We start from the raw sequence: 13,513 nt of genomic DNA on the forward strand, positions 1-13,513 counted from the left end.
CGCCGCCGGGGGGGGCGCCCCCCCCGGCGGGGGCCGCCCCCCGGCCCCGGGGCCCCGCGCCCGCCCCCGCCCCCCCCCCGCGGCTCACTCGTATCGGGGGCGGACCGGGGGCGTACCCGGGCCGGGTCAGGGCCCGGACCGGGCCCGGTTTGACCCCCTCGGTCAGCTCCCCGTAACCTTGACCGTCGGCGTGTCCGTTCACAGAGGCACGCCACATCCTCGTAAACCTCTTCCTCCCGGGCACAGGGTTGGCCGGGAGAGGTCGTCCATGGTGTTCCTGGGCGGCTGGCCTGCGAGGGTGCCGTCTCCGAGCGAAAGAGAGATCCGCGTGTACGCCATCGTGCGCAGCGGCGGTCGCCAGCACAAGGTTGCTGTCGGCGACGTCGTCGAGGTTGACAAGATTTCCACCGCCAAGGTTGGCGACACGGTCGAGCTCTCGACCCTGCTCGTTGTCGACGGCGACGCTGTGACCAGCGACCCGTGGGTGCTGGCCGGCATCAAGGTCCAGGCCGAGGTCGTGGACCACCACAAGGGCCAGAAGATCGACATTCTGCGCTACAAGAACAAGACCGGCTACCGTCGTCGCCAGGGCCACCGCCAGCAGTACACGGCGATCAAGGTCACCGCGATCCCCGCGGCTGCGAAGTAAGGACTGAGGAGACATGGCACACAAGAAGGGCGCATCGTCCACCCGGAACGGTCGCGACTCCAACGCCCAGCGGCTCGGCGTGAAGCGCTTCGGCGGTCAGGTCGTCAACGCGGGTGAGATCCTGGTCCGCCAGCGCGGTACCCACTTCCACCCGGGCGCCGGTGTCGGCCGCGGCGGCGACGACACGCTGTTCGCGCTGCAGGCCGGTGCGGTGGAGTTCGGTACCCACCGTGGCCGCAAGGTCGTGAACATCGTCCCGGTCGCCTGACCCAGGCTTCAGAGTCGCCTGACCCAGGCTTCCGACCGTACGTTTCGCGAGGCGGACCTCACTTCCCGGGCGGGAAGGCGGGTCCGCCTTTCGCGTGTTTCACGTGTCACCCAGCAATTCATCCGTACGTCCCCTGCCGCGGCCGGGGTATTACCAGGAGGCACCCACCATGACCACCTTCGTGGACCGCGTCGAGCTGCATGTCGCCGCGGGTAACGGAGGTCACGGCTGTGCCTCCGTCCACCGCGAGAAGTTCAAGCCGCTGGGCGGCCCGGACGGCGGCAACGGAGGGCGCGGCGGAGACGTGACCCTGACCGTCGACCAGTCCGTCACCACGCTGCTCGACTACCACCACTCCCCGCACCGCAAGGCCACCAACGGCAAGCCCGGCGAGGGCGGCAACCGCTCCGGCAAGGACGGCCTGGACCTGGTGCTGCCGGTGCCGGACGGCACCGTCGTGCTGGACAAGGCGGGCAACGTGCTCGCCGACCTGGTCGGGCACGGCACGTCGTACATCGCCGCGCAGGGCGGCCGGGGCGGGCTCGGCAACGCGGCGCTGGCCTCGGCCCGGCGCAAGGCGCCCGGTTTCGCGCTGCTCGGTGAGCCGGGCGACCTCCAGGACATCGTGCTGGAGCTGAAGACGGTCGCCGACGTGGCCCTCGTCGGCTACCCGAGTGCGGGCAAGTCGTCGCTGATCTCGGTGCTGAGCGCGGCCAAGCCGAAGATCGCCGACTACCCCTTCACCACCCTCGTACCGAACCTGGGTGTGGTGACCGCGGGCGCGACCGTCTACACCGTCGCGGACGTGCCGGGGCTGATCCCCGGTGCCAGCCAGGGCAAGGGGCTCGGCCTGGAGTTCCTGCGGCACGTGGAGCGGTGCAGCGTGCTGGTGCACGTGCTGGACACTGCCACCCTGGAGTCCGACCGCGACCCGGTCTCCGACCTCGACGTCATCGAGGAGGAGTTGCAGCAGTACGGCGGACTCGGCGACCGTCCCCGGATCGTCGTCCTCAACAAGGTCGACGTGCCGGACGGCAAGGAGCTGGCCGAACTGGTGCGACCCGACCTGGAGGCGCGCGGCTACCGGGTCTACGAGGTGTCGGCGGTGGCGCACATCGGTCTGAAGGAACTGTCGTACGCGCTGGGCGAGTTGGTCGGCGCGGCGCGGGCCGCGAAGCCGAAGGAGGAGGCGACGCGGATCGTCATCCGGCCGCAGGCCGTCGACGACGCGGGCTTCTCGGTGACGCTTGAGGACGACGGACTGTTCCGGGTGCGCGGCGAGAAGCCGGAACGCTGGGTCCGGCAGACCGACTTCACCAACGACGAGGCCGTCGGCTATCTCGCCGACCGGCTCAACCGGCTCGGTGTGGAAGACGAGTTGATGAAGGCGGGCGCCCGCGCCGGGGACGGCGTCGCCATCGGCCCCGAGGAGAACGCGGTCGTCTTCGACTGGGAGCCGTCGGTGTCGGCGGGCGCGGAGATGCTCGGGCGGCGCGGTGAGGACCACCGGTTCGAGGAGCAGCGGCCCGCCGTCCACCGGCGGCGTGAACGGCAGGTCGAACGCGACGAGGTCACCCGGGAGTTCGACGAGTTCGATCCGTTCGAGTGAGGCGGCTTCCCGGGTCGTTCGAGTGAGGCGGCTTCCCGGGTCCGTTCGCGTGCGGCGGTGGTCCGGGACCGTTCATGTGCGGTGAGGGCCCGGGTCCGTTCGTGTGCGGTGGGGAGTCCGGACCGCCCGGTCGGGGCGTTCCCAGCGGCCGGCCGGCCGGCGGGCTGGCGGGCTGTGTCGCTTGCCGGGAACGGTCGTGTAGGACGTCGTATCGGCCGTCGGACCCGTTGCGGCTCGTGGGGACGGGCCCGTGTGTCTCCCCCGGAGCCGCGGCGGGTCCCTTGTTGTCTGCCTGTTCGTCATGTGCGTGCACACCTCTGTTCAGGGCGCGGTCCGTCCGGCCGTGGGAGCTTCCGAAGGTCCGTGCCCAAGAGGTCACTGTGGCAAGGGAGTCAGCACATGACCGGAGCAGTTCCGCCCGACCGCCGCCGCTTCCTGACCGCCGGTGCCGCCGTGCTCGGCGCCGCGGCCTCCGCCCAACTGTGGCTGCCCACCCAGGCAGGCGCGGTCGGCACCCCGCTGCCCGACGGGGTGTTCGGCCTCGGCGTCTCCTCCGGCGACCCCCTGCCGGACGGCATCGTGCTGTGGACCCGACTCGCCCCGGACCCGCTGAACGGCGGCGGCATGCCCGACGCCACCGTCCCGGTCGAGTGGGAGATCGCCGAGGACGAGCGGTTCCGGCGGACCGTGCGCCGGGGCGTCGCCCTGGCCCGCCCCGCGTACGGGCACAGCGTCCACGTGGACGTGCGGGGCCTGCGCCCGGACCGCGCGTACTGGTACCGCTTCCGCACCGGCGGCCAACTCTCGCCCACCGGGCGCACCCGCACCGCGCCCGACCCGCACCGCGCGGGAGGTTCGCTCCGCGTGGCGCTGGCCTCCTGCCAGAACTGGCAGAACGGCTACTTCACCCCGTACGCCGACATGCTCGCCCAGGATCCCGACGTCGTGCTGTTCGTCGGCGACTACATCTACGAGTCGGCGCCGTCCGCGACGGCGGCGCGCCGGCACGAGGGCCAGGGCGAGCCGTACACCCTGGAGCAGTACCGCAACCGGTACGCCCAGTACCGCTCGGACCCGGATCTGGCCGCGATGCACGCGAACGCCCCCTGGGTGGTCACCTTCGACGACCACGAGGTCGACAACGACTTCGCGGGGGAGGTGCCGCAGGACCCGGACAAGCAGGCGCACGACGCCTTCACGGCCCGGCTGACCGCGGCCTACCAGGCGTACTACGAGCACATGCCGGTCCGCGCGACCGCGATCCCGAACGGCCCGCACATCCAGATGTACCGTCGGCTGGACTTCGGCCGGCTGGCCCGGTTCAACGTCCTGGACACCCGGCAGTTCCGCACCGACCAGGCCACCACCCAGGCCGGCGCCCAGGACCCGTCGGCGACGATGCTCGGCGCCGCCCAGAAGCGGTGGCTGCTCGACGGGCTGCACAGCTCCCCGGCCCGCTGGAACCTGATCGCGTCGCAGATCATGATGGCCGAGACGGATCTGCTGCCCGGCGACGGCAAGCTCTGGTACTACGACGCCTGGGACGGCTACCAGGCCGAACGAAACGCCCTGCTCAAGGAGTTCAGGTCGGTCCGCAACCCGGTGGTGCTCAGCGGCGACCGGCACCTGACGATGATCAGCGATCTGAAGGAGGACTTCGCCGACCCGGACTCGGCCGTCGTCGGCGCCGAGTTCGTCGGCACCTCCGTCTCCAGCAACGGCGACCAGGACCAGGCCGCCTTCCACGCCCAGTGGGACCCGCTGAAGGCGGACAACCCGCACTGGAAGGTGATCGACGCGCACCGCGGCTACCACCTCTTCGACATCGGCCGCGACGGCATCGACGCGCGGGTACGGGTCGTGGACACCGTGCTGGCCCCGCGGGCGAACCCGAGCACGCTGGCCACGCTGCGGGTGGAGGCGGACGAACCGGGCGTGCGTACGGTCTGACGGCCGGAGGGGGCCAGCCGCGTACGCACGGTCCGACGGACTCGGTGTGCGTGCGGTCCGACGGACCCGGTGTGTGTACGGTCCGACGGGCCGGGTGTGCGTATGGGCCGATAGGCCGGGTGTGTGTACGGTCCGACGGTTCACGGCAGCGCCCTGGGACTCACCGCAGTCCCAGCGCGTTCTCAGGTAAGTCTCAGGTAAGGCTCTTACTCTCCCTTGACCATGGAGACGGCCTGTACGAGAGACGACTTCCCGGTGAACGGGACCACCGACCGCGACGCACCGCGCCCGGACCGCGACGCACCGCGCCCGGACCGCGCCGACCGCGCCGGACCGCGCCCCGACCGCGCCCCCGCCCCGCTGCCGGCCGGCACCCGCCTGCTGCACATAGGCCCGCACAAAACCGGGACCACCGCCATCCAGGGCGCGTTGTTCGCCGCGAAGGAGACACTGCCGGACCACGGCGTCGTGTTCCCGGCGCACACCCGGCACCCCATGGAAGCCGCCCTGGCCGCCTGCGCCCGGCCTGGGATGATGGGCGACACCGTGCCCACCGAGCGGCACTGGACCCGGCTGGTCGGCCAGGTGCGGGCGGCCGGCCCGCGCACCTCGGTGGTGAGCAGCGAGTTCTTCGCCGACGCCGTGGACGAGGCGGCCATCGGACGGATCGTGGAGCAACTCGGCGGCGACCGGGTGCACGTCCTGGTCACCTTGCGCCCGCTGGTCAGGATCATGCCCTCGCAGTGGCAGCAGTACGTACAGAACGGCCTGCGCATGGGCTACCCGGACTGGCTGGAGCACATGCTCCGCAAACCGCCGTACGAGAAGCCCAATCCGAGTTTCTGGCGTCGCCACCGGCACGACCGGCTGGTCGAGCGCTGGGCCCGGGTGGTCGGCCCGGAGCGGATGACCGTCGTCGTGGTCGACGACGGTGACCGGGACGGGCTGATGCGCACCTTCGAGGCGCTGCTCGGGCTGCCGCAGAATCTCCTCCGGCCCGTTCCGGACACGGCGAATCGTTCCCTCACCTACGCCGAGACCGAAATGCTGCGGAGCCTCAACGTGGAATTCCGTGGTAATGGTCTGCCCGATGAAATTTATTCGCGACTTGTCCGTAACGGCGCGGTCATGCATATGAAGAACTCGTGCAGCCCCGGGCCGGATGACGTGAAGATCGTCACGCCCCGGTGGGCGGTCGAGGCGGCCGCCGGGGTCGGCGCCGAGATGGTGGAGCGGATCGTCGCGTCCGGCGTGCGCGTCCTCGGCGATCCGGCGCTGCTGTCCGCCGTGCCGACGCCGTCCGGCGATGGCCGGCGGGACGCGTGGATAGCGTCCGAGGTCGCGGCGCGGGCGCTGTACGGGGCGCTCGCCGCGGCCGCCGCGGCGCCGGTGCGGCACGGAGCGCAGGCCAAGGCGCGTACTGTGCATCAGACCACGTCGAAGGAGCTCGTCCGGGTGCTCGGGCACCGCTGTCTGCGGCGGCTGCGCCGACGCTGAGCCGACGGTGTGTCACCTTTACCAAATGCATAACTCTGTGGAGTTACTCACATGAATTCCGCGGGTTTCTTACTCGTTCTTACTCGGCGGGTCGCCCACCGCTGGTATCAGAAGGTGAATGGCAGGTAGCGCGCACATATGCAACGAAGGACGTTCACCTTGCACTTCGGTTACCCGAAGTGGGACCATTTCCGGGTTCCGATACGCCACAAGGTAGGTCACCTGTGTCCCAGCACATAGCCAAGCCCCGTACGACCGCAGTGATCCTGGCCGGCGGCACCGGCCAGCGGGTGGGTCTGTCGATCCCGAAGCAGTTGCTGAAGATCGCCGGCAAGGCGGTCATCGAGCACACCCTGACCACCTTCGAGCAGGCGGACTCGGTCGACGACGTCATCGTGCTGATGGCGCCGGGCTATGTGGCGGACGTGGAGAAGATCGTCGCCAAGGCGGGGTTCCGGAAGATCAAGGCGATCATCGAGGGCGGCTCCTCCCGCAACGAGACCACCGAGCGGGCCATCGCCGCCCTCGGGGCCGGCCTGGCCGAGGGCGAGGACCTCAATGTTCTCTTCCACGACGCGGTACGCCCCCTGCTGTCGCAGCGCGTCATCGACGACTGCGTGACCGCGCTGGAGCGCTACCAGGCCGTGGACGTGGCCATCCCGTCCGCGGACACCATCATCGTCACGCGCACCCACGGCGAGGACGGCGAGTTCATCACCGAGATCCCGGACCGCTCCCGGCTGCGCCGCGGCCAGACCCCGCAAGCCTTCAAGCTGTCCACGATCCGCCGGGCCTACGAGGTCGCCGCCGGGGACCCCAACTTCCAGGCCACCGACGACTGCTCGGTGGTGCTCAAGTACCTGCCCGACGTGCCGATCCACGTCGTGGCCGGTGACGAGTACAACATGAAGGTGACCCAGCCGGTCGACGTGTTCATCGCCGACAAGCTCTTCCAGCTCGGCTCCACCGCCGCCCCCGAACAGAAGGGCGCGGACGCGTACCGCGACCTGCTCACCGGCCGGACCGCCGTGATCTTCGGCGGCTCGTACGGCATCGGCAAGGACATCGCCGAACTCGCCCGGTCCTACGGCGCGCACGTCTACGCCCTGGGCCGGTCCACCACCGGTACGCACGTGGAGAACCCGGAGGACGTCGACGACGCGCTGTCCAAGGCGTACGCGGAGACCGGCCGGATCGACTACGTCGTCAACACCGCGGGCGTGCTGCGCATCGGCAAGCTCGCCGAGACCGACAACGCCACCATCGAGGAGGCGCTGCGGGTCAACTACCTGGCCCCGGTGCAGATCGCCCGCTCCGCCTACAAGTACCTGGCCGAGACCAAGGGCCAGCTGCTGCTGTACACCTCCAGCAGCTACACCCGAGGCCGGGCGGAGTACAGCCTCTACTCCTCGACCAAGGCCGCCATGGTCAACCTCACCCAGGCGCTGTCCGACGAGTGGGCCGGCGACGGGATCCGGGTCAACTGCATCAACCCGGAGCGCACCGCCACCCCGATGCGCACCCGGGCCTTCGGCCAGGAGCCCGCGGGCTCCCTGCTCTCCTCCGAGGCCGTGGCCGGCACCTCCCTCGACGTGCTGCTGTCCGAACTGACCGGCCACGTCATCGACGTCCGCCAGCAGGATCCGACGGCGGGCGCGAGCCGGGCCTCCGGCTTCGAGCAGGCACTGGCCGGCGTCCTGGACCGCCAGGACGGGGTGGCATAAACGACAGCAAATAGCCAACTGTAATTCAGGTCTCTGTGGCCCCGGAATCGCGGGCATATGCAGGGGCCTGAATGTATAAGACCGCAGATCGCCCGTAAGGTCTCATTCCGGCCGTTTTGTCAGTAAAAGGTACTCTGTGATATCCACCGCCATACGCGTCGCCCGGGTGGGCAGCGCGGCCGAGCTGGCCGCGGCGGTCCTCATGCTGCTGGGCTTCCCCTGTCTCATGGTGGCCGCGCTCGTCCCGAACGTGTACGCCTTCGCGGCCGCGGCCGCGGTGACCTACCTCGCGGACCACTACCTGCACCGCAGGGGCAGCTATCTGATCAGCCGTCTCAGCAAGGTCCGCGCCGGACTGTCGATCCGCTTCCTGATCCGGCAGCTCCTCCTGGTCCTGCTGCTGGCCCGGCTGTCCCTCGCGGACAACCTGATCTACTACGGCGCCATCGCCTGCTTCATCGCCTTCTTCGCCCTCCAGGCCCCGCACGGCGCGCTGGTCACCCTGATCCGCAACCGCCGCCGGCTGCCGGTCGCCACCCGCAACGTCGACCTGAAGTCGCGCATCCGCATCCCGGACGCCCCGCCGCAGGGCCTGCTCGACCGCTCCGCCGAGAAGATGCTCCACCTCGACCTCTTCGCGGTCGCCGGCATCCTGGTCGCCGCCGCGCTGGAAACGTCCTGGTACGGCTACGCGGGCATCGGCATCACGGTCCTCCTCGCCCTGCTCTACGTCCTCGCGCTCATGCCCTACGTGCGCGGCGGCAGGATCCCGCCGAACGCCGACAAGGTGCTCGCCGCCGTCGACGACTGGCTGGCCGGCTACAAGCCGCAGACCGTCCTCTACTTCTCCGGCTCCAAGGACTCCGCGTACCAGGTGAACATGTGGCTGGAGACCATGGAGCAACTGGACTCCCGGCCGCTGGTCCTGCTGCGCGAGCGGGTCATCCTGCAGAACCTCGCCCCGACCACGGTCCCCGTCGTCTGCGTGCCCGGCGGCGTCCACCTGATGAACCTCGACCTGTCCACGGTGCGCGTCGCGCTGTACGCCGCGAACGTCGGCAAGAACATCCACCTGCTGCGCGTACCGACCATGAAGCACGTCTTCATCGGCCACGGCGACAGCGACAAGATCGCCAGCGTCAACCCGTTCAGCAAGGTGTACGACGAGGTGTGGACCGCGGGCCGCGCGGGCCGCGACCGGTACGCCATCGCCGACGTCGGGGTCCGCGACGACGACATCGCCGAGGTCGGCCGCCCGCAGCTGGCACCCATCCGGACCCGGCAGGACGCGCCCGAGGACCGGATGCCGACCGTGCTGTACGCGCCCACCTGGGAGGGCTGGGACGACCACCCGGGCAACACCTCGATCCTGCTCGCCGGCGAGAACATCGTGCGCCGGCTGGTGCAGGCCGACCCGCCCGTCCGCGTCCTCTACAAGCCGCACCCCTTCACCGGCACCCGCAGCGCGCAGGCCAAGGCCGCCCACGAGCGGATCACCGCCCTGGTCGAGCAGGCCGCCGCGGAGCGCGCCGCGGACTCCGGGTTCGCCGCGGACCCGGCCGCGCAGGCGCAGGCCGGGGCCGAACTGACCCGTATCGAGGCCCGGCTCGCCGAACTGTCCGGCAGCGGCGGCGACAAGGGCGACGAAGCCGAGCAGTCCCGGGACGGCGTGGTCGACGTGACGGTGCACCAGGAGATCGCGGGGCTGCGGGCCGAGTGGAACACCGCCTACTGGCGTTCGTTCCCCGCGCACGAGCACCGCGTCATCACGGGCGCCGAGCCGCACCTGTACGACTGCTTCAACGTCTCCGACGCGATGGTCTCCGACATCTCCAGCGTGGTCTCCGACTTCATCGCGAGCGGCAAGCCGTACGCGGTCACGGACTCCGCCGGTCTCGGCGCCGAGGAGTTCAAGCGGCAGAACACGGCTGTGCGCGCCGCGGTGATCCTGTCCAACGGCGCCCAGGAGCTGGGCGGTCTGCTGGCCGCCGTGCGCGATCCCGCGGCCGACCCGCTGACCGCGGACCGCGCCGAGCTGAAGCGGTACCTGCTCGGTCCGGACGAGCCGAAGTCCATCGACCAGTTCAACACCGCGGTGGCCGAACTGGCCCGGAAGGCGGAGCGACGCAACCTCGGCCAGGAGACCCGGTCCGCGGCCGGCGGCACGGACGCGGGCGAGCTGGCCGATCTGGTGCCCGGTCAGCGGCTGTCGTCGGCCGGCGAGGCGGACGGTGTGACCGCCGGCTGACCTGAGGCGAAACTCCCACTCCCCGGGGGCGCACCGAGACGGTGCGCCCCCGTCCCGAACCGGTTCAGAGCAGGGCCTTGCAGCCCTTCCAGCCCGTCGCGATCTTCGTGGGCGCACCGAACGAGCCCCGGCCGTCGCCGTTCTGCCGCCACAGGTTCCCCGCGGTGTCCCGCGCCACCAGGCCGGCCTGCCGTCCGACGTGATGTCCCCGACGCCGACGACCGCGGTGTACGAGGCACCGGCCACGGACTGACCGCCCTACCGGCGCGGAAGGCGTCCACCGCCCGGCCGTCCCGATCGAGGGGCTCGTGTCGAGCCGCCCATTCCCGCGCCATTCAAGCGGCTTTCAGGTTTCCCGCCGCCCATTCCCGCCGTCCATTCCCGCCCCCATTCCCGGCATCGCCGAACAATTACTCCTGGCCGCGCATACTGTCCGATGTCGCCCGTCGGCGCCCTTGCCTGTCCCTTCGCTGTGTGACGTCCGCCACGGAATGTGGGCTGCCAGGCAACCGACAAGGCCGGATACCCGTCTAGCAAGTTGCGATTAAGGAGATACGGGGGGAATTTTCCATGGATGAGGGGGAAACGTGACCGTCGTGACGCAGCCTGATGTGAGCGTGGTCATCGGGGCGTACGAAGCGATGCCGTACCTCGTCGAATGTCTGGCGTCCGTCGAGGCGCAGACCATCGACCCGGGACGTATCGAGGTCATCGCGGTCGATGACGGCTCCACCGACGGCACGGGGGAGTATCTGGAGGAGTTCGCCGCCCGTACCGCCATCCCGGTCACGGTCATCCGGCAGGAGAACTCCGGCGGCCCCAGCGGCCCGCGCAACGTCGGCCTCGGCAAGGCGGCCGGCCGCTATGTGTTCTTCCTCGACGCCGACGACCGGCTCGGCCCCGAGGCCCTGGAGCGCATGGTCGCCATGGCCGACGAGAACGGCACCGACGTGGTCCTCGGCCGCGTCGAGGGCATCAACCGCACCCCGCCCAAGTCGATGTGGGGCAAGACGCTCGGCCGTACCGACGTCTACTCCTCCAACATCAAGTTCACGCTCAGCGCGCAGAAGCTGTTCCGCCGCGCGCTCCTCGACCGGCACGGGATGCGCTTCGACGAGTCCCTGTGGACCGGTGAGGACGCGCTGTTCACGATGGAGGCGTACCTGCGGGCCGACGGCGTCTCCGTGCTCGCCGACTACACCTGCTATTACCTGGTGGGCCGCGAGGACGGCAAGCACGTCACCAAGACCGGCGGCTACACGCTCCGCTTCGACTCGGCGCGTGCCCTGATGAACCTGATCGCCGAGATGGTCCCGGCGGGCACCCGGCGCGACACCCTGATGATCCGGCCCTTCCTGGTGACCCTGCTGCCGCAGTTCGGCCCCAAGTACCTGAAGGACAGCGAGGAGGTCAGGCGGCACAAGCTCGAACTGGCCAAGCCGCTGACGGACGCCTACTGGACCCCCGAGGTGGCCCGTCGGCTCAAGGTCCACGAGCGGCTGCGGCTGCACCTGGTGGCCATGGGGCGCTCGGACCTCCTGGCGGACGTCGTGGAGTTCGTCCGGGCGAAGCGGCAGGCCGCAGCCATCCTGGAGAGACGGGGCACCCGCGTCTACCTCGTCTACCCGCACTTCCGCTCCCGCGCGGCCCGCCTCCCCGACACCCTCTACCTCGCCGAGCCCCGCGAGGCCCGCGCCTTCCTGGGCTATCGCGAGGCCGCCGCGAACTCCCCCCTCCGGCGCGCCGTCCGCAAGATCCGCCGCACCTTGCCGCCGAGCGGCTTCGGCACGACGGCCTGAGACCGGTAGACCGGCCGGGCTCGCGGGAAGCGCCGGCCGGCCGGGGGAGGCGGTGGGCGGACCTCGGAAAGCGCCGGTCGGCGGGTCGGTCGGCCGACCGACCGGGCTTCGGGTCGGCGGGTGTCGGTGGCCGGGCGCCAGGTGACCGGGTCGGCCGAGGTCAGGTGGCGGAATGCTGGATGCCGGGTGACCGGGGTCGGCCGAGGTCAGGTGACCGAGTGCTGGATGTCGGATGACCGGCATCGGCCGACGCCAGGTGACCGGGACGGTCGGATGCCGGATGCCGGGCGGCGGGCGGCGGGCGGCGGGCGGTGGGCGGCGGGGTCGGTCGGACGTCGGTTGACGGGGCCGGCCAGCCCGCCCGGTGCGCCCCTTTTCGCCCCGTGCGAAGCGTGTTCGCATGATCACCCTGCGTCTGTCCGGGGAGTGGACCGGTGCGCGGCCCGGGATCCGCCTCGCGTAGATTGCCGGTCAGGGCAGCCGGACCTGAGCGAGGGGACAGAGGGCAAGGTGGCAAGGGCAAGGCAGGCCGTGGGCGAGGCCCGCAGGATCGTCGTCAAGGTGGGCTCCTCCTCGCTGACCACCGCCGAGGGCGGCCTGGACGCCGACCGCGTCGACGCACTCGTCGACGTCCTCGCCCGCAGCCGCAGCGGCGGAGAGCGCGAGGTCGTCCTGGTCTCCTCCGGCGCCATCGCCGCGGGCCTCGCGCCGCTGGGCCTGCGTCGCCGCCCCACCGACCTCGCCCGGCAGCAGGCGGCGGCCAGCGTCGGCCAGGGCCTGCTCGTCGCCCGCTACACCGCCTCCTTCGCCCGCTACGGCGTCCGGGTCGGCCAGGTCCTGCTCACCTCCGACGACATGAGCCGCCGCGTCCACCACCGCAACGCCTCCCGCACCCTCGACAAGCTCCTCGCGATGGGCGCCCTCCCCGTCGTGAACGAGAACGACACCGTCGCCACCGCCGAGATCCGGTTCGGCGACAACGACCGCCTCGCCGCCCTCGTGGCCCACCTCGTCCACGCCGACCTCCTGGTCCTGCTCTCCGACGTGGACGGCGTGTACGACGGCGACCCCGCACGGCCCGGGACCTCCCGGGTGGCGGAGGTACGCGGGCCCGCCGACCTCGAAGGAGTCGAGATCGGCAGCGCTGGCCGGGCCGGCGTCGGCACCGGCGGCATGGTCACCAAGGTCGAGGCCGCCCGGATCGCCGCCGCCGCCGGCATCCCCGTGGTGCTCACCAGCGCGATCCACGCCGCCGTCGCGCTGGCCGGCGGCGACACCGGCACCTACTTCCACCCCACCGGCAAGCGCTCCGCCGACCGGCTGCTGTGGCTCCAGCACGCCTCCACCCCGCAGGGCTCCCTGACCCTGGACGACGGTGCGGTGCAGGCGGTCGTACAGCGCCGCACCTCGCTGCTGCCCGCCGGGATCGCCGCCGTCGAGGGCGAGTTCAGCGCGGGCGATCCCGTGGAACTGCGCGACGGGCAGGGTCACGCGGTGGCCCGCGGACTCGTCAATTTCGACGCCAAGGAGATCCCCCAGTTGCTCGGACGTTCGACCCGGGAGCTGGCGCGCGAACTGGGCCGGGCGTACGAACGCGAGGTCGTACACAGGGACGATCTGGTGATCCTGCGACCGTAAACGGCGGCGATCCGACCGCCCCCGGTGGGGGACGTTCCGTAAAACCGCCACGCAAAGCCGATCGGCCTGCTCAACTTTGTCTCAGGGACCCGCCTGCAAGGCGCGGTCCGCGCGATCCGTACGAGCGCTGG

The 13,513-nt window shown here is 70.9% G+C and carries 9 protein-coding genes; all 9 read left to right on the top strand.

Features of this window, described 5'->3' with window-relative positions; genetic code table 11:
- Positions 1-328: 328 nt before the first annotated feature.
- Positions 329-649: a 50S ribosomal protein L21 gene (rplU, locus tag ACFC09_RS33065; RefSeq protein WP_376534340.1), complete on the top strand. Its 321-nt coding sequence runs from the start codon at positions 329-331 to the stop codon at positions 647-649.
- A 13-nt stretch (positions 650-662) separates the two neighbouring features.
- Positions 663-917: a 50S ribosomal protein L27 gene (rpmA, locus tag ACFC09_RS33070; RefSeq protein WP_023550764.1), complete on the top strand. Its 255-nt coding sequence runs from the start codon at positions 663-665 to the stop codon at positions 915-917.
- Positions 918-1,086: 169 nt separating this feature from the next.
- Complete coding sequence (obgE, locus tag ACFC09_RS33075) at positions 1,087-2,526, top strand: GTPase ObgE (RefSeq protein WP_376534343.1); 1,440 nt, start codon at positions 1,087-1,089, stop codon at positions 2,524-2,526.
- 399 nt (positions 2,527-2,925) lie between these two features.
- On the top strand, positions 2,926-4,476 hold the full coding sequence (locus tag ACFC09_RS33080) for an alkaline phosphatase D family protein (protein WP_376534345.1): 1,551 nt from the start codon (positions 2,926-2,928) through the stop codon (positions 4,474-4,476).
- A gap of 222 nt (positions 4,477-4,698) precedes the next feature.
- A complete protein-coding gene (locus ACFC09_RS33085; protein WP_376534347.1) occupies positions 4,699-5,973 on the top strand; it encodes a hypothetical protein in 1,275 nt (424 codons plus the stop codon).
- 224 nt (positions 5,974-6,197) lie between these two features.
- Positions 6,198-7,697, top strand: a complete 1,500-nt coding sequence (locus tag ACFC09_RS33090) for an SDR family NAD(P)-dependent oxidoreductase (RefSeq protein ID WP_376534349.1) — start codon at positions 6,198-6,200, stop codon at positions 7,695-7,697.
- 166 nt (positions 7,698-7,863) lie between these two features.
- Positions 7,864-9,945, top strand: coding sequence for a hypothetical protein (locus ACFC09_RS33095; protein WP_376534453.1), 2,082 nt, complete (start codon positions 7,864-7,866; stop codon positions 9,943-9,945).
- 641 nt (positions 9,946-10,586) lie between these two features.
- On the top strand, positions 10,587-11,744 hold the full coding sequence (locus ACFC09_RS33100; protein ID WP_376534455.1) for a glycosyltransferase family 2 protein: 1,158 nt from the start codon (positions 10,587-10,589) through the stop codon (positions 11,742-11,744).
- A gap of 531 nt (positions 11,745-12,275) precedes the next feature.
- The gene (gene proB / locus ACFC09_RS33105; RefSeq protein WP_376534457.1) at positions 12,276-13,382 is read left to right on the top strand and encodes a glutamate 5-kinase; all 1,107 of its coding nucleotides are present in this window, start codon (positions 12,276-12,278) and stop codon (positions 13,380-13,382) included.
- The last annotated feature ends 131 nt before the right edge of the window (positions 13,383-13,513 follow it).

This window comes from Streptomyces sp. NPDC056161, from assembly GCF_042268025.1.
GTDB lineage: Bacteria > Actinomycetota > Actinomycetes > Streptomycetales > Streptomycetaceae > Streptomyces.

Coding starts and splice junctions, on each gene's coding strand:
- rpmA (WP_023550764.1), top strand. CDS start 663: ATGGCACACAAGAAGGGCGCATCGTCCACCCGGAACGGTCGCGACTCC.
- obgE (WP_376534343.1), top strand. CDS start 1,087: ATGACCACCTTCGTGGACCGCGTCGAGCTGCATGTCGCCGCGGGTAAC.
- ACFC09_RS33080 (WP_376534345.1), top strand. CDS start 2,926: ATGACCGGAGCAGTTCCGCCCGACCGCCGCCGCTTCCTGACCGCCGGT.
- ACFC09_RS33085 (WP_376534347.1), top strand. CDS start 4,699: ATGGAGACGGCCTGTACGAGAGACGACTTCCCGGTGAACGGGACCACC.
- ACFC09_RS33100 (WP_376534455.1), top strand. CDS start 10,587: ATGCCGTACCTCGTCGAATGTCTGGCGTCCGTCGAGGCGCAGACCATC.